At 57.6% G+C, this 17074-nt stretch carries 16 protein-coding genes; 13 read left to right on the top strand and 3 right to left on the bottom strand.

Going from position 1 to position 17074, the window contains the following annotated elements; translation table 11 throughout:
• Nucleotide 1 precedes the first annotated feature (1 nt).
• The 4 genes from ACMXYJ_RS32095 (at nucleotide 2) to ACMXYJ_RS27280 (ending at nucleotide 3838) form a co-directional block, all read left to right on the top strand.
• Nucleotides 2–766, top strand: a complete 765-nt coding sequence (locus ACMXYJ_RS32095) for a methyl-accepting chemotaxis protein (protein ID WP_432760549.1) — start codon at nucleotides 2–4, stop codon at nucleotides 764–766.
• Between the two features lie 189 nt (nucleotides 767–955).
• Nucleotides 956–2077, top strand: coding sequence for a glycosyltransferase family 4 protein (locus ACMXYJ_RS27270; RefSeq protein ID WP_415757637.1), 1122 nt, complete (start codon nucleotides 956–958; stop codon nucleotides 2075–2077).
• On the top strand, nucleotides 2070–2846 hold the full coding sequence (locus ACMXYJ_RS27275) for a DUF2334 domain-containing protein (protein ID WP_415757638.1): 777 nt from the start codon (nucleotides 2070–2072) through the stop codon (nucleotides 2844–2846). The genes ACMXYJ_RS27270 and ACMXYJ_RS27275 overlap by 8 nt, the downstream gene beginning before the upstream one ends.
• Nucleotides 2843–3838, top strand: a complete 996-nt coding sequence (locus ACMXYJ_RS27280; RefSeq protein WP_415757639.1) for a lysylphosphatidylglycerol synthase transmembrane domain-containing protein — start codon at nucleotides 2843–2845, stop codon at nucleotides 3836–3838. The genes ACMXYJ_RS27275 and ACMXYJ_RS27280 overlap by 4 nt, the downstream gene beginning before the upstream one ends.
• Here ACMXYJ_RS27280 and ACMXYJ_RS27285 read toward each other — a convergent pair.
• Nucleotides 3825–4001 (bottom strand): hypothetical protein, encoded by a 177-nt coding sequence (locus ACMXYJ_RS27285; protein WP_415757640.1) that lies wholly within the window; start codon nucleotides 3999–4001, stop codon nucleotides 3825–3827. The two genes, ACMXYJ_RS27280 and ACMXYJ_RS27285, sit on opposite strands and share 14 nt — an antisense overlap.
• An 86-nt stretch (nucleotides 4002–4087) precedes the next feature.
• A complete protein-coding gene (gene purU / locus ACMXYJ_RS27290) occupies nucleotides 4088–4936 on the bottom strand; it encodes a formyltetrahydrofolate deformylase (protein WP_056741382.1) in 849 nt (282 codons plus the stop codon).
• Between the two features lie 339 nt (nucleotides 4937–5275).
• Here purU and mvaT point away from each other — a divergent pair, with 339 nt between their 5' ends.
• Complete coding sequence (gene mvaT / locus ACMXYJ_RS27295) at nucleotides 5276–5653, top strand: histone-like nucleoid-structuring protein MvaT (RefSeq protein ID WP_007933316.1); 378 nt, start codon at nucleotides 5276–5278, stop codon at nucleotides 5651–5653.
• A gap of 100 nt (nucleotides 5654–5753) precedes the next feature.
• Here the strand turns inward: mvaT and sbcB are convergent, their stop codons facing one another.
• Nucleotides 5754–7184 (bottom strand): exodeoxyribonuclease I, encoded by a 1431-nt coding sequence (gene sbcB / locus ACMXYJ_RS27300; RefSeq protein ID WP_415757641.1) that lies wholly within the window; start codon nucleotides 7182–7184, stop codon nucleotides 5754–5756.
• A 183-nt stretch (nucleotides 7185–7367) separates the two neighbouring features.
• Between sbcB and ACMXYJ_RS27305 the strand changes: the two genes are divergently transcribed.
• The 8 genes from ACMXYJ_RS27305 to ACMXYJ_RS27340 all read left to right on the top strand — a co-directional run bounded on the left by ACMXYJ_RS27305 (nucleotide 7368) and on the right by ACMXYJ_RS27340 (nucleotide 17023).
• Entirely contained in the window at nucleotides 7368–8093 is a 726-nt protein-coding gene (locus ACMXYJ_RS27305; protein WP_415757642.1) for an RDD family protein, read from the top strand.
• Entirely contained in the window at nucleotides 8090–9067 is a 978-nt protein-coding gene (locus ACMXYJ_RS27310) for a stage II sporulation protein M (RefSeq protein WP_415757643.1), read from the top strand. The genes ACMXYJ_RS27305 and ACMXYJ_RS27310 overlap by 4 nt, the downstream gene beginning before the upstream one ends.
• Nucleotides 9054–10598 carry a DUF4129 domain-containing protein gene (locus ACMXYJ_RS27315; protein ID WP_415757644.1) on the top strand — a complete coding sequence of 515 codons (1545 nt, stop codon included), beginning with the start codon at nucleotides 9054–9056 and terminating at the stop codon, nucleotides 10596–10598. The genes ACMXYJ_RS27310 and ACMXYJ_RS27315 overlap by 14 nt, the downstream gene beginning before the upstream one ends.
• Entirely contained in the window at nucleotides 10595–11758 is a 1164-nt protein-coding gene (locus ACMXYJ_RS27320; RefSeq protein ID WP_415757645.1) for a DUF4350 domain-containing protein, read from the top strand. Before ACMXYJ_RS27315 ends, ACMXYJ_RS27320 begins: the two co-directional genes overlap by 4 nt.
• A gap of 141 nt (nucleotides 11759–11899) precedes the next feature.
• On the top strand, nucleotides 11900–13045 hold the full coding sequence (locus tag ACMXYJ_RS27325; protein WP_415757646.1) for a tyrosine-type recombinase/integrase: 1146 nt from the start codon (nucleotides 11900–11902) through the stop codon (nucleotides 13043–13045).
• Nucleotides 13045–14721 (top strand): hypothetical protein, encoded by a 1677-nt coding sequence (locus ACMXYJ_RS27330; protein ID WP_415757647.1) that lies wholly within the window; start codon nucleotides 13045–13047, stop codon nucleotides 14719–14721. Before ACMXYJ_RS27325 ends, ACMXYJ_RS27330 begins: the two co-directional genes overlap by 1 nt.
• Nucleotides 14718–16598: an integrase gene (locus ACMXYJ_RS27335; RefSeq protein ID WP_415757648.1), complete on the top strand. Its 1881-nt coding sequence runs from the start codon at nucleotides 14718–14720 to the stop codon at nucleotides 16596–16598. Before ACMXYJ_RS27330 ends, ACMXYJ_RS27335 begins: the two co-directional genes overlap by 4 nt.
• Nucleotides 16595–17023, top strand: coding sequence for a TetR family transcriptional regulator (locus tag ACMXYJ_RS27340; RefSeq protein WP_415757649.1), 429 nt, complete (start codon nucleotides 16595–16597; stop codon nucleotides 17021–17023). The genes ACMXYJ_RS27335 and ACMXYJ_RS27340 overlap by 4 nt, the downstream gene beginning before the upstream one ends.
• Nucleotides 17024–17074: the final 51 nt, after the last annotated feature.

Below are 17074 nucleotides of genomic sequence, written 5' to 3' on the forward strand. Positions count from 1 at the left end.
GATGTTCAACTCCGACCAACAGGCTTCGCGCACCAGCAGCGTGGCCGCGGCGATCAACCAGCTCGGCGCCGCCGCTCAGGAAATCGCCCGCAATGCAGCGCAAGCATCAAGTCAGGCCAGCGATGCCCGCAGCCTGGCTGAAGACGGCCAGCAAGTGGTGGATCGCAGCATTGTCGCGATGAATCAGCTGTCGAGCATGCTCAGCGCCTCGAGCGCCAACATCGAATCGCTGAACAGCAAAACCGTGAACATCGGGCAGATTCTCGAAGTGATCACCAGCATCTCCCAGCAAACCAACCTGCTGGCGCTCAACGCAGCCATCGAAGCGGCGCGCGCCGGTGAAGCCGGACGTGGTTTCGCCGTGGTGGCCGATGAAGTGCGCAACCTGGCGCACCGCACTCAGGAATCGGCGCAACAAGTGCAGACCATGATCGAGGAGCTGCAAGTCGGCGCCCGCGAATCCGTCAGCACCATGAGCGACAGCCAGCGCCACAGTCAGGACAGCGTCGAAATCGCCAACCTGGCCGGCGAGCGCTTGAACAGCGTGACGTTGCGTATTGGCGAGATTGACGGGATGAACCAGTCGGTGGCCACGGCGACCGAGGAACAGACGGCGGTGGTGGAGTCGATCAATGTGGACATTACCGAGATCAACACACTGAATCAGGAAGGGGTGGAAAACCTGCAGTCGACGTTGCGGGCGTGTTCGGATCTTGAACAGCAGGCGGCGCGCCTGAAGCAGTTGGTAGGCAGTTTCCGTATTTAACGTCTGATCCGGCCCCATCGCGAGCAAGCTCGCTCCCACAGGTACAGCGCCAGACCTTGTGGGAGCGAGCTTGCTCGCGATGGCGGTCTATCAAACATCGCTAAACCCCACTGACACCCCGCCACAAAACCCCAACCGAACATCTATCCTTCATAAAGGTCAACCAAGGGAGAACAACGGACCGGAGGGATGTTCATCGTGCATATCGCTGACATAACCATGTTCTACGCCCCTGCCAGCGGTGGCGTGCGCACTTATCTGGATGCAAAACACCGTCGCCTGAGCATCAAGCCGGGCATTCGCCACAGTCTGTTAATTCCTGGGGCTTACTTGAGTGAACAGGATGGCGTTTACACGGTTCCGGCCCCCGCCCTGCCCTTCGGCAAGGGTTATCGCTTTCCCCTCCGTCTCGCGCCTTGGCGCAATGTCCTGCAGGATTTACAGCCCGACCTGATCGAGGTCGGCGACCCCTACCTCACCGCATGGGCGGCCCTCGACGCCCGGCGGCAACTCGATGTCCCGGTGATCGGTTTCTATCATTCGGACCTGCCACTGCTGGTCAGCAATCGCATGGGTAACTGGGTCACCACCAACGTCGAAGCCTATGTCCGCAAGCTCTATGGCAACTTCGATCGGGTTCTGGCACCCAGCCAGGTCATGGCCGACAAACTGATCGGGCTGGGGGTGAAGAACGTTTTCGTGCAACCGCTGGGCGTCGACTTGCAAACCTTCAATCCCACTGCACGAGACACGGGCCTGCGGGCCGAATTGGGCATTGATGAAAACACTCATTTGCTGATCTTCGCCGGGCGCGGTTCCAAGGAAAAAAACCTGCCGGTGCTGCTCGATTGCATGAAATGCCTGGGACGACGTTATCACCTGCTGTTGGTAGGTTCGTCGATGCCGGCCGCAGTGCCCGACAACGTCACCGTGATCGGTGAGTTCTGTACGGCGGCACACGTGGCGCGATTGATGGCCAGCGCCGATGCGCTGCTGCACGCCGGTGATCAGGAAACCTTTGGCCTGGTGGTTCTTGAAGCCATGGCCAGTGGCATTCCGGTGGTGGCCGTGGCGGCCGGGGCCTTTCAGGAAATCATCACCGATCAATGCGGCCTGCTCTGCCCGCCGAATAATCCATTGGCGATGGCCAACGCGGTCCGCGAGCTGTTCAGCTTGGGCAGCGTCGTTTTGGGCAAACAGGCCCGCAGCCATGTCGAGCGGCATTACTCCTGGGACACGGTGGTCAACAGCCTGCTGGGGCATTATCACGCCGTGCTCGACAGCCACTGGCCGCTGACGGCCAATGGTTGAGCCCATGAACCCGCCCAGCCTGTTACTCGTGCTGCACGACGTCGCACCGCAAACCTGGGCCGATTATCAACCCTTTGTCGAAGCCGTCGACGCCTTGGGCGAGGTGCCGATGACCTGGCTGGTGGTGCCCAATTTCCACAAGCGCAACGATCTGGAGGAGCATCCGGGATTTCGACGTTTGCTCACCCGTCGTATCGCCCGAGGTGACGAACTGGCCTTGCACGGTTACTTTCATTGCGATGAAGCGCCCACGCCCACTAATCCACGAGACTGGTTCATGCGCCGGATCTACACCCACGAAGGCGAGTTTTACAGCCTGTCTCAAGAAGCCGCCCTCGCCCGCCTGCGCGCCGGCATCGAAGTGTTCCACCGTTATCACTGGCCGCTGGAGGGCTTCGTCGCGCCAGCCTGGTTGATGAGCGAAGGGACGCGCCAGGCCTTGCGCCAGTTACCCCTGAGTTACACCAGCGATTCGCAGCATCTGTATCGTCTACCGGACTTTACCGCCGTTGATGCGCCAGGACTGGTCTGGAGCGCGCGCAGTGCCTGGCGCCGAGGGTTGTCGAAGCTCGTCAGCGATCAGCGCGAACAACGCTGGCAGCAAGCACCGGTGATCCGTCTTGGCTTGCACCCGGTCGATATGCGCCATGAGTTCTCGCGCACCTACTGGCTGCAAACCCTCAAGCGTTTGCTCGACGAGGGACGTGTGCCGATGACCAAGGCGCGCTGGCTGGCGCTGCAAAGCGACCGTATCGGTCGCGCCGCATGAGTCGCGGGATTCTGCTGCTCATCGCGCTGCTCGCTGCGGTGCTGATTCCGTCGCTGTTGGGTGGTAACGAAACCTGGTATCGGCTGCGAAGCTTTCCACTGAACTGGCTGCTGATCATGTTCGGCATGATCCTGCTGTGCTGGGTGCTGAACACGATGCGCTTGCGCCTGTTACTCGGGGATCAACGCGACAAGGTGGGCCCGCTCAGAAGCCTCGGGGTAGTGATGGCCGCCGAATTCGCTTATTGCGCCACCCCCGGCGGCAGCGGTGGGCCGCTGACGATCATGGCGCTGCTGGCGCGCAATGGCGTGCGTCCGGCCAGGGGCAGTGCCGTGTTTGCCATGGATCAGTTGAGCGATTTGCTGTTTTTTCTCTGCGCGCTGAGCGGGATCCTGATTTATGCGTTGTTCCAGCACCTCAGCCAACGCATGGAATGGCTGCTGACCGTCAGCGCCATTTCGATGTTCGGCGGGTTGTTCAGTTGCGTCGTGGTTGCCCGCTACCATCGAATACTGATTCGTCTGAGCGGTCGGTTGCTTGCTCGTTTGAATGTCAAAGCCACCACACGCCTGCGCTGGGCGCGAAAACTCCTGCACTTTCTGGCGGCGTTCACGGACACATTGAAGCTGCCTTTTCAGACGCTCATTACGGTGTTTGCCCTGACGTGCCTGCATTGGATCTTGCGCTATAGCGTGCTGTATCTGGCGTTGCGAGGGCTCGGGGCGGATTTGCAGTGGGCCTGGAGCTTTCTGATCCAGATGCTTTCACTGAGCGCGGGGCAGTTCAGCCTGTTGCCGGGCGGTGCCGGGGCGGCGGAGTTGACGTCGGCGGCGCTGCTGGCACCGATGGTTGGAAAATCCACCGCGGCGGCGGCGATTCTGATCTGGCGGGCGGTGACTTATTACTTCTACTTGGTGGTGGGTGGCCCGGTGTTTTTGCTGATGCTCGGGCGGCCGCTGCTGAAGAAGTTGATGAAGTTCAAACAGGCTTAGTTTTATCGTCGGGCTCGTTCTGCAGCTGTTCCCACAACTCGGCGGCACCGGGAAACTCCGTGCCATTTTCTGGGTTCATGTCATCCGGATCGTAACGACTCAAACACCCTTCGCCTAATGTGACGGGAGCCTTGGATGTCGCTTTGTCCAGTGGGTCGGCCATGGTCATGTCCTCAGTGCAGAAACGGCGAAGGGCCTGAAGCGATTGAACGCCCAGGCCCTTCGAATTTCAACCGTGTTGAAAAGTTGTCAGAACACGACGGTTTTGTTGCCGTGCACCAGCACCCGGTCTTCCAGGTGATAACGCAAACCACGGGCCAGCACCATCTTCTCGACGTCCCGACCGAAACGCACCATGTCTTCGATGCTGTCACTGTGGCTGACGCGAACGACGTCCTGTTCGATGATCGGGCCGGCATCCAGCTCTTCGGTCACGTAGTGGCAAGTAGCGCCGATCAACTTCACGCCACGCAAAGATGCCTGGTGATAAGGCTTGGCACCGACGAACGACGGCAGGAAGCTGTGGTGAATGTTGATGACCTTGTGAGCATATTCGCTGCACAACTCGGGCGGCAGGATTTGCATGTAGCGGGCAAGTACGATCACTTCGGCATCGTGCTGTTTGACCAGGCGCGAGACCTCGGCGAATGCCGGCTCTTTGTCCTGCGGATTGACCGGTACGTGGTAATACGGGATCCCGTGCCACTCGACCATGCTGCGCAAGTCGTCATGGTTGGAAATCACGCAGGAAATTTCGCAATCCAGCTCATCACTGTGCCAGCGGTGCAACAAGTCGGCGAGGCAGTGAGACTCTCGACTGGCCATCAGTACCACGCGCTTTTTCTGCTCGGTATCGGTGATGCGCCAGTTCATCGAGAACTCTTCGGCAATCGGTGCAAACGCTTCGCGAAAGGCATCGATACCAAAGGGCAGCGAATCGGCACGAATTTCGTGACGCATGAAGAACCAGCCACTGAGATTGTCCGAGTGATGGCTCGCTTCAGTGATCCAGCCGTTATGTGACGCCAGAAAGTTACTGACTTTAGCAACGATGCCGACGCGGTCCGGGCAAGCAATCACCAGCCGAAAAGTGCGCATGAGGGTCAAACTCCAGAACTTCGCAAAGGCGGCCATTCTAGCGATTGCGCAGCAAAACTGCAGTATTGATGACGTTTGGCCCGACACAAAGGTAAGCGGCACAGGTTCTGGCAGCACCTGCAGCCCGCGCGATGGTGTTCCTGTTGCCAATCTTCAAGTGCTCAATTGTGAATATTCGTGATGACTGCATCACACTATTTAACTACACCGGCAATTTATGCCTATTCACCGCAACTAATTTAAATAAAACTCCGGTTAAATGTTTACTTGGTGAAACACCCTGACTATTATTGCCGCACTGTCACCTGCCATCCAGCGCCCCAACATAAGGTAGTCCTCATGTCCTTGATCAACGAATATCGCGCCACCGAAGAAGCTATCAAAGAGCTGCAAGCCCGTTTGAAGAACCTGTCCCAAGACGACAAACTGCAAACCGAGCTGGAATTCGAAGGCAAACTGCGCACCCTGATGGGCGAGTACTCCAAGTCTCTGCGTGACATCATTGCGCTATTGGATCCAGAGTCCAAAACCAAAGCACCACGCGGCGGCGCAGTAAAAACTACTGGCACCAAGCGTGCTCGCAAAGTTAAACAATACAAAAACCCGCACAACGGCGAAGTCATCGAAACCAAAGGTGGCAACCACAAAACTCTGAAAGAGTGGAAAGCCAAGTGGGGCGGTGACGTGGTTGAAGGCTGGGCTACCCTGCTGGGCTAAGCCGTAGCACTTGTCGCAGATTCATCCGCGACAAAAAAGAACGCCAGCATTTGCTGGCGTTTTTTTATGCCCGGGATTCAGCACCCGAACATTTTCGATTTCAAAGATTCAAACGTTTGCGTAATCCGTCGACATAATTCTGCCATTCATTCAGCACCTCTCGCTGAAACGATGTAGCCGTAGTACTCCATTGGGCTGCGGCTTCTACAAAAGTTTCCAGCGTATTTGGCGCGCCCCACTCGGGTGCTGACAAACGTTGCTGACAGAATATTCGCCAGCGTTCTTGCTCTTCGAAACTCAACGTATCGGGGAAGTTGCGTGCGCGATATCGAAACAATAATTCAGGCAATCGTTCATCATCGAAAGGCCATTGTTGTTGCGCTAATTGAGCCGGGTCGGCAGACCTGACTTGCTCACAAAGACGCCGATCCCGATCACCGATAAAACCATCGTATAACTGTTGCTCAGGGTCTTGGCTCGAGGTGAAATCTTCGCTGGCATAAATCGCCTGAACTTTATCTCGCCAAACTGCTTGTGCGTCACTTAGCCGCAGCGCGCGCTCTTGGTAGAGCGACATATCCAGCCCCAAACGTTGCTGATCTTCAGCGCGAAGTACCGACAACGGCGCCACCACCGGGCATTTATTGATGTGGATAAGTTTGAGCGGCACCGGCAACTCGCCCTCGGCCAAGTCATCGCGGCGGGTATACAGCCGTTGACGCAAGGTGTCGGCATCGAGATCGAGCAAACCCTGAGGGTCCAGATGCAGGTCACAGACTATCAAGGCATTCTTGTTGCGCGGGTGCCAGGCCAATGGCAGTACCACGCCAACATAATTGCGCGCCGCTGAAAAGCGCCCGGAGATATGCACCATCGGCTGCAACAGACGAATCTGATCCATCACCTTTTGTTTACCGCGTAACTGAAACAACCAGTCATACAACTTCGGCTGCTTTTCCCGGATCAGACGCGCCAGGGCGATGGTGGCGCGAACGTCCGAAAGCGCTTCGTGAGCATTTCCGTGATCAATGCCATTGGCGGCGGTCAGGCGTTCGAGTTTGAGTGTTATCCGCCCCTCGTCGTCCGTCGGCCAAACGATGCCGTCAGGGCGCAAGGCATAGGCTGCACGCACCACATCGATCAGGTCCCAGCGGCTATTACCGCCCTGCCACTCGCGTGCATAAGGGTCGAAAAAGTTTCGGTAAAGACTGTAACGGGTCATCTCGTCATCGAAACGCAGCGTGTTGTAACCCGCCCCACAGGTGCCGGGCGCAGCGAGTTGTGCATGCACTCGGGTCATGAAATCGGCTTCGCTCAGGCCATGCTCGGCCAGTCGGCCGGGTGTGATACCCGTGATTGCACAGGCTGCCGGATGGGGCAGGATGTCTTCACTGGGCTGGCAGTAAAGGTTGACCGGCTCGTCTATTTCATTGAGATCGAAGTCAGTGCGAATCCCCGCCATTTGCAGCGGGCGGTCGCAACGGGGGTTGATGCCAGTGGTTTCATAGTCGTACCAGAAGATAGAGGTCACGGGCTATTCCTGAACTGAAGATCGGCGAAGTCTAGGCGTTCACATCCCGCCCCGGCCAGTAATCTCGTCATTCAATCACCTCCGGCCACTTACCGTGCACTACATAGTTATGTCGTTTTCCCCCGAGAGGCTGCTAGCATCGGACGGACATCGAATCCCGAACAGGCCACATCAAGGTTGCCCATGCTCGAGACCACAGCACTGCCAAGGAAAGCGACGCTGTCCCCGCCACTGGATACGCGGTATCAAGTCGAAACGCCGGAAGGCATCGACTTGCCACTGCGCCCGGCCGGGTTGATGGTTCGTGCGCTGGCGTTCGCCATCGATCTCGGGCTGCGCGGGTTGATCGTTGGCCTGCTGTTTATTGTCCTGGCATTCCTCGGGAAACTCGGTGCAGGGCTCGGCTCGATTCTGTTGTTCGTGGTGAGCTGGTGGTACATGGTGCTGTTCGAAGTGCTCAATCAGGGTCGTTCGCCTGGCAAGCAATGGATGGGTCTGCGGGTGGTGCAGGACGATGGCACGCCGATTGGCTGGTCTGCTTCGCTGCTGCGCAACCTGCTGCGATTTGTCGACATGCTGCCGTTCGGCTATTTCCTCGGGGCCATCAGCTGCCTGCAACATCCCACCTTCAAGCGCCTCGGCGATCTGGCTGCCGGCACGTTGGTGATCTACCGCGAACAACCGCTCACCCGACCGCAACTGCCTGACATCCAGCCCCGGCGCCCGACCTTTGCGCTGACGCTGATCGAACAACGCGCCATCCTCGGGTTTGCCGAGCGCCAGGGTGAACTCTCTGAAGCACGGGTCAAAGAGCTGGCAGCCATACTCGCCCATCCGTTGCAGGTGTCGGCGCCAGGGGCCGTGGACGAACTCAATGGCATCGCCCGCGGCTTGTTGGGCCCCACATGAAGCAAAGCCTTTTCGAAAGTCGCCACAAGGCCGAATGGGAGCAATTTACCCTCGTGCTTGAACAGCTGGAGCACGGCAAGAAAGCAGAGCGAGTCGCCAACTTTCCAAGCGACTACCGTCGTCTCTGCCAACACTTGGCGCTGGCCCAGGAACGCGGTTACAGCAGCTTTCTGATCGACTCATTACAGCAACAAGTGCTGCGCGGGCATCAACAGTTTTATCGGCATCGCAGTCGACTGGGTGCCAACGTGCTGGGCTTCATCCTGGCTGACTTCCCGCGACTCGTGCGCGAACAGTGGCGCTTCGTACTCGCCGCCGGCCTGATGTTTTTTGGCAGTCTGATCGGCTTCGCGCTGCTGGTGTATCTGTTCCCGGACCTGGTCTACAACCTGATCCCGGCCGAGCAGGTCAGCGAGATGCAAGGCATGTACGACCCCGAGGCCGGTCACCTGGGGCGCTCGGCGGAACGGGCGGCCAGTGAAGACTGGGTGATGTTCGGTTACTACATCATGCACAACATCGGCATCGCCTTTCAGACCTTCGCCAGCGGTTTGCTGTTTGGCCTGGGCAGCGTGTTTTTCCTGTTCTTCAACGGTTTGATGATCGGCGCAGTGGCCGGGCACCTGACGCACATCGGCTACGGGCAAACCTTCTGGTCATTCGTGGTTGGCCACGGCGCCTTCGAACTGAGTGCTATCGCCCTGGCCGGTGCCGCCGGTCTGCAACTGGGTTGGGCATTGATCGCGCCGAGGCGTCTGCCCCGCTCCGAAGCCCTGCGATTGGCGGCGCGCAAGAGCGTGTTGCTGATTTGCGGGGTCATGCTGTTTCTGCTGATTGCGGCGTTTATCGAAGCTTACTGGTCGTCCACGATCGGGGTCGCGCCAATGACCAAATACCTGGTCGGTGCAGCGCTCTGGTTGTTGGTGGCGGTTTATCTGCTGTTTGCCGGACGGACCCGCCATGCGCCTGAGTGACGCCACGGTAGTGATCCGCCCGCGCACAACCTGGGAAGCCATGGACCTGGGCGTCCTGCTGAGCCAGCGACACCGACGACTGCTGATGACCAGTTGGGCCATCGTGACCTTGCCGGTTTTCGCGCTGCTCAGCTGGGTGCTGTGGGATTCACCCTCCCTCGCCGTGTTCATCTTCTGGTGGTTGAAACCAGCGTTCGACCGCCTGCCGCTGTACATACTGTCCAAAGCCATGTTTGGCGAAACGCCTACCCTGAAACAGGCGCTACGCCAATTTCCGCGGCTGCTCCAACCGCAATTGCTGGCGAGTCTGACCTGGCGACGCCTGAGCCTGAGTCGCAGTTTCCTGATGCCGGTGGTGCAACTCGAAGGGCTCAGTGGGCAGCCACGACAACAGCGCTTGCAGGTGCTGTTGCAGCGCAACGCCGGTGCCGCGCGATGGCTGACCATCATCGGCGTACATCTGGAAACCGCGCTTTGGATCGGCCTGATGGTGCTGTTCTACCTGTTCTTGCCGCAACAGGTCGAACTCGACTGGAGCTGGCAGACCTTGATCACCGCCGCCACACAGGACTGGCGTTGGCTGGAACACCTGACCAACGCCTTTTACGCACTGGTGCTCATTGCCTGGGAACCGGTTTATGTCGCCTGCGGCTTCAGCCTTTATCTGAATCGGCGCACGGTGCTGGAGGCCTGGGATATCGAGCTGGTGTTCCGCCGCATGCGCCAACGCTTGAGCAGCGCCGCCGTCACCTTGTTGCTGGCAGCATTCCTGTTGATGCCGACAACGCAAACCGTGTGGGCCGCCGAGCCGGTCATTTCACCCGACAGCCCACGGCTGCTGGACCAACCTCTGACCAGTCAGGCATCCCGGGACAGCATCAAGGCGATCCTCGATCAGCCTCCGTTCAAGAACAAGGAATCGGTCACGCGCTATCGGTTTGGCGAGGACAAACCAGCCGCCGACACGGCGGACGATGACCCAACAACCGAATGGCTGGAGGCGCTGCTCAAGCTTCTGGACAACCAACGATTCAGCGCAGCGGCCACGCTGATTGAAGTCGTGTTGTGGGGTGTCGTGATCGGTGCCATTGCTTTATTGATCTGGCATTACCGTGACTGGCTGCAGGCGTTCGTCAGCCGTCGACCGAGCTTGAACAGCAAAGTCGCGCGGCCATTACCGCAACAGGCTTTCGGCCTGGACCTCAGCCGCGAAACCTTACCCGCCGACATTGCAGCCAGCGCCGAGAACCTCTGGCAGACCCATCCTCGTGAGGCCCTCGGGTTGCTCTATCGCGGTCTGCTCAGCCATTTGCTGCACGACTTCAACATGGCGTTGAAACCCGCCGACACCGAAGGCCAGGTCCTGGAGCGCATCGAACACCTGCAACAACCTGCCTTGCTGGCCTTCAGTAAAAACCTGACCGGGCACTGGCAGAACATGGCCTACGGGCATCGCCTGCCGCCCGCGCATGTGCAACAGGAACTCTGTGACGGCTGGCGAACCTTGTTCGGCCCGGGAGCGGAGCGTTGAACCGGCAACGCTGGCTGGCGGTCGGCGTATTCATCGCCGTGCTATTGATCGCGCTGAGTATTTATCTGTACGTCAAGGCGATGCCCTATCAGACAGACATCGATCACGGCCCATCACCCGAAGCCCAGGCCAATCCTTACCTTGCTGCCGAGCATTTTCTGCGCAATCAGGGCCTGACCGTCGGCCACGCCAACAGCCTCGATATTCTGCCTACCCTTGAACCGCATCAGCACAGCCTGTTGTTGCTCGGGGACCGGTACAACATGACCCCTCGCCAGATCGATCAGTTGTTGAACTGGACCCGGGCCGGCGGGCGTCTTTTGTTTGTCGCCCAGTCGCTGTGGGATGAAAAAACCGGCCAAAGCAATGACCTGTTGCTCGATCGGGTGCAACTGCACCAGTCGCTGAGCAAAGACCTCAAGGACCCGCCGCCCGTTATCGACGACGATCCTTACCCCAAACTGACCAAGCTGTACCTTGAAGACGAAGACGCGCCGGCCTACGCCAGTTTTGATACCGCATTCCATCTCGAAGACCCGAAAAACCTCGCCCAGGCCTGGGCCAACAGTGGCAAGGCCACGCACATGATGCAGCTGACCCACGGGCTCGGTTCGATCATCGTGGTCACCGACGCCGACCTGTGGAAAACCCCGGCCATCGACCAATACGACAACGCCTGGCTGCTCTGGTACCTGACCGCGGACACGAACGTGACCCTGCTGTTCAATACCGATCACGACAGTCTGCTGACCTTGCTCCTGCGCTATTTCCCTCAAGCATTGGTCGCCCTTTTTGCCCTGATCGGCCTTGGCTTCTGGCACGTCGGCGTACGCCAGGGTCCGTTGCTGGAACCGGCCCCGAGAGCCCGCCGTCAACTTCAGGAACACCTGCGCGCCAGCGCCGATTTCATGTTGCGCCACAACGGTCAGCAGCACCTGCTGCAAGCCTTGCAGCACGATATCTTGCGGCGTGTGCGGCGCCGTCATCCCGGTTTCGAACAACTCGGCGTTGCCGAACAATGGCGGGTGCTCGCACGCCTGACCGGCCAACCCACACGCGCTATCAGCCAGGCCATGAGCCCGCGACCGAAGCAGCGGCTATCCAGCGCTGAATTCAGTCGTCAGGTCGCCCACCTGCAAACCTTGAGGAACGCCTTATGATCCGGAGCGTTGCAGCAGTTATATCTGTGTGATATTAAAATCATAGCTCTGTCTGATGGGGAGTGAAGAGCCACAGCAGTAGCCTTCACATAGTCCAAGCAGACAGAGTCACATAGCGATTGGTCGACAACGGGGTGAAAGATGGAGCTTGTGTGGGGCACCAAGGATTTCTTGATCGCCGGACAACCTTACCAAGGGTTTCCGATTCTGCTGTGGGACTCCATGGAGAGCTGCAGCCAGGCCAATCAGTTCTTCCGCTACTACCTCCTTCGCGCAGACATCGGATCGAAGCAATCCTGGCCGAGTACAGGGCGAGCGCTGTACGACTACTTCAGCTTCCTACAAGCCCATGATCTTGATTGGCGGGACGTAGATCGTGGTGAGGCCAAGAGCCTTGTCGCTGCCTACCGGGACTACTGCTTGGTGACGTGCGAACTGGCTCGCAACACTACTCGCCAGCGACTGACTTACATCTGCAAATTCTACGAATTCGCCCTAGAGAAAGGCTGGGTGACGCGCCTGCCGTTCGGTTATGAAGAACGCACCGTAAAACGTGAGACGAGTTTCCTTGAGCACATCGATGCCAGTGGTGGCAAAGCCTTGATGAACGATGTGATGCCGCGCCGTCACAAAACCCTTCCAAAGTTCCTCAGCATGGCTCAGACCAAGTCGCTTCTAAAAGCGGCAGAGAATCCACACCATCGGATGATGATTCAACTGGCGCTGCGCACAGGCCTGCGTCGTAACGAACTGGCTACTTTCCCAGTGGCATATGTTTTCGACCCGGACAAGGCTGGGCGAACCGAACGCAATCTTCGAGTTCTGCTTAATCCATACGATGGCAGCGGCATGGAGACCAAGAGTAGCAAGGAGCGACAGATCTGGGTCAGTCGCAAGTTCATGGCCGAACTATACCGATACGTGTCGAAGGTGCGCGGCGAGCGGGCGTCTCTGGGTAAGGATCAGAAAGCACTGCTCCTCAACCATCTCGGAGAACCGTATGGCAGCGCCGGCAAGAGCCTGAACCGGATCATTAGCGAGACAGGGGCGTTAGCCGGAATCGAAGTCCATACGCACATGCTGCGCCATACCTATGCAACCCACACTCTGGTTAACCTCCAGCGCAAACCTCAGAACGGACTCGATCCCCTAGTGTTCCTGCAGCGTCAACTCGGACACAGCTCGATTCAAACCACCATGGTGTACCTGCACCTGATCAACGAAATGGCCGATGAGGCAGTGTTGACTTATGACGACGAGCTTAATGAGATGGCAGGAGCAGCCTGATGGGAAAGCGAAAGGTATTTTCCAAGACTGACCTGAGCGTGCCGCAAATTGAGCACAAGCTCGACACGGCAGGCAATGTGGTCATTTTGCCTGAGGTAATCCCTCCGAAGAACACTGTGGTCAAATTCGGGCGCAACGCCTCCAACCTCCGCAGCTTCGATTTTGCACGATGGTACAGCTCAGGTATCGACCCCATCACCTACGCCTGTCAGCGTCAGGCTGAGCGCTTTTTGGTTGGACTAGACAGCGACCTTTCGGTCGCTACTGTGGCTTCTTACTGCAACACCGGGCTACCTTCCTTCCTCGAGTTCTGCGTACTCCATGCGACAGCCTTAGAACGTGACTTAACGCTTGATGATGTGAGCCGAAGTCTTATCGACGGCTACCTTGGCCATCTGTCAGCCCACGGAATAGCGACCATCAGTCAAAAAAACTGCTACGCAAAAACCAAGGCAGTGCTGGTTGCACTTGCGCAGCGTGGCATTGTGCGCTTGGTCGTATCAGGTGATGCCGCCACCTTTCCACGCAATCCGTTCCCAAACATCAACCGCAAAACTAAGGGTGAGACAGCGCTCTCAAAGCGCGAGCGGCAAGAGTTTGCGGCGGCATTGAGGCAAGCCATCAAGCCAATTTGGATCGATGACACCATTATCACCGGCGAACTGTTGGTCTTTGCCCTACTGGTAGTAGCACTGCACACAGGGCGCAATACGACCCCTTTGTTGGAAATGGGCCGTAATTGCTTGCGCCCTCATCCCAAAGACGACACTGTCTTTCTGGTGCTGTGGAAGCGGCGTGGCCACAATTTTAGCAAGGTAGCTCTGCGGGCTGAGTCGAAAACTAAGCGTGTGCTCGAAGCGATGCCCAGCGTAAGAATCAACGTCGAACGCCTGATCCGTCGAGTGATGGTCGTGACCGAACCATTAGTCTCAGACGCTCCGGACGACCTGAAGGAACGTGCATGGTTGTTCCGCAGCCGGTCTACGAACGCAGGCCAGGTCACGACGCTGCAGGCTCAATTTTTGCAAAGAGGGGTTGATCACCTAGTAGCCGAGTATGGCTTGAAGGACAGCGACGGAAAACCACTGCGCATCAACATCTCCCGCCTGCGTAAAACCTTTGCGAATCGCATATTTGAATTGACCGATAGTGATCTCGCGACCACCGCCGCCGCTCTTGGCAACACCCCACGTGTAGCCGACCAAAGCTATCTAGCGCCGCCCGAAAATGCTCGCCGAAACTGGCGTTTCATGGGGGAGGTATTGGTAGAGGAATTGCTGACTGCGACTATCGGTGCAACCTACAAGGACACTCCCCTGGGTCGCTGCGGCGATCCAGTAAATGGTCAGTTCGCCCCGAAGCGCGAGGGCGCGACCTGCATGAACTTCATGAACTGCCTGCGCTGTAAACACTACGCAGTGACCGCCGACGACCTTTACAAACTCTTCAGCTTCTACTTCCGAGTGCTGACTGAGCGTTCTCGTATGGACAAGCGGCGCTGGGAACGGGAGTACGCTCATATCCCTCGTCTAATTGACCATTACATCATTGCAGAGGGGCTGCGTCGGGGCACCTTCAAGGCTGCAGCCGTAGACGCGGCTCGTGAGCGTGCCCGTACCCAACCACACCCGTTCTGGTCAGTTGATCTCATCGACAGCTTGGAAGTCTTTTCATGAACGACAGCACCTTAGAAACGCTGCCCTGGGCGTCGATTACCGCTCAGCCTGGCGATGTGCGTGAGCTAACCGACATAGAGCGCGACAAGCTGATCATCACTGCAACTAAGGTCGATGGGCAATGGGTCATCCTAAGCCGCTACGGTGACGACATCTGGCAGCTTGACGGTTTCCCCAGCAACGTTTCAGCCCAGAAGAGACGGCTGAACTTCATCGCCGTGCCGCCGGCGTTACGAACAGTTATGAAGGCCATTTTTTATCGCTATATGAGGCGAGGTCGCAGTGGAACGGATCAGCCCAGGGGTGGCGGAATTCGCGATGTCTTCGATAGCGCATTGCCGTTCTTGCGACACTTAGAGGCGCTCAAGATCGAGCATTTAGGCGCAGTCACTCCCATGATCGCAGCAACCTATGTGGCCGCCTGCAAAGCTCACAGAATCGACCGATCAGGAAAGTCGCTGTCGGTGGAAACGCTACGCACCCGCTACATGATGGTTGAGGCGATCTATGAGCTCAGTCACTACACGAACGACCGGATACCGCAGCATCCATGGCCCGAGACATCTGCAAGAGCAATGGCCGGAGCTATCGGTATACCCTATGGTGGAAAAACGCCGCTGATTCCCGATGAGGTTTTCTGCACTTTGTTTGAAAAGGCACATCAGCAGGTGGAACGCGGCAAGCTATTGCTCGACCTACGCGATGATTTGAATGAAATCGGGTCAAAAGCTGGGGCCCAGAAAAAATTCGACGTACTACGATTTAAAAACCAGCATTTGGATGCCATGGGCTGGGAAGGTGGCTTGAGGGCGTTCAATGCGTCGCTATTAGCCCTGCGCACAGCATGCTACATCGTATTGGCGAGTACCTCGGGATGCCGCAATCATGAGCTGGCCAACCTGCAATCTGGAGCGCATCGGCGCACTGAGGACGATGAGGGCACGATCTATCATTGGATGCGTTCTAAGTCAGAAAAGACTGATGAAGGAATCCATGACTGGATGGTTCCAGAGGCCGCAGTGCGTGCCCTTCGCGTGATAGAGCGCTGGGCCGCCCCCTACCAAGCGATAATCGCCGATGAAATTATCCAGCGACGTCGCATCAACCCGCAAGATCCAGAAATCGCGACAGCTTACAAGCACCTCCATTCGCTTTTCCTGGGCGCTTACGCGAAAGAGGGTGGTCAAGTGCGCACGCTATCTAACCGCGGTTGGGACGGCCACTTAAAAGCATTCGCCAAAGATTGCGGGCTGATTTGGAACCTAGCCAGTCATCAATTCCGACGCAAATTCGCCAACTATGCCGCACACAGCAGTTTTGGCGACCTGCGCTACCTCAAGGAGCATTACGCTCACTGGTCGATGGACATGACCCTGGGTTACGCCATGGACGATAGCTGGGGACAGCATCTGGATCTTGAGTTGTACATGGAAATCCAAGGGGAGATGGAAGATATCAAACTCGGCGTCGTAGACAACTGGATGGCGGATGAGTCCTTGGCTGGAGGCTACGGACGCGCCATAAAGGGATGGCAGCGGGTGCCACAGAACCTGCTGATTTTCAAGGATCACGCCTCGATGCTGAAGTCCATCGCTGAAAGCACATCTATCCGCAGCAATGGCCATGCCTGGTGTACAGCAGACAACGACGCTTGCGTCGGCAATACACTTGAGCGCTCTCGCTGCAGTGGCTGCGACCACTCAGTGATCGGACATACCCATGCCCCTTTCTACCAGAGACTCTACGACGATCTTAAAGAGCTTCTGTACTGCAAAGACATCGGTGAGGGCGGTCGCCAACGTGTTGAGCGCGATCTGAACCGCTGCCGAGACGTATTGGTACAACTGGGCATGCCTCCGGAGGCTCTGACCGCATGAAGATCAAGGACAAAGCAGCTAACTACAAGCCTGCCGAGGATCGAGAAAAGGATCTCAAGCTGGCCATCCACCGCCTCCAAAAGGGGCGTGCTCACACCAAGGAAATCAAGGTGTCCATCGCCGCTGTTGCCCGCGAGGCCGGCGTTTCGACGGCGCTGATTCATAACCACTATCCTACAGTTGCGGAGGCCATACGTGAGATCCAGGGTCGATCCAGCCGCGCCATGCGGGATGTCAAACATCAAGATCTGATCGCCGAGCGCCAAAAGTCTGCAGGCTACCGTCAAGAGATTGAGGAACTCAGAGCCAAGCTCGCCAGCATTGCATCCATAAATGAGGTGCTGCTGGAGGAGAACCGTGTGCTAAAGGCCAAGCTGAAAGACCGGAGCGTAGTTGAACTGGTTTCATCCCAGCCCCGCAGGTAGGCGACCTCTTACGAGCTACTTAACCTTCGGGTGTAGACGCCGACACAGAAC

It is taken from the genome of Pseudomonas arabinosi (assembly GCF_047758675.1).
GTDB classification, from domain to species: Bacteria; Pseudomonadota; Gammaproteobacteria; order Pseudomonadales; family Pseudomonadaceae; genus Aquipseudomonas; species Aquipseudomonas arabinosi.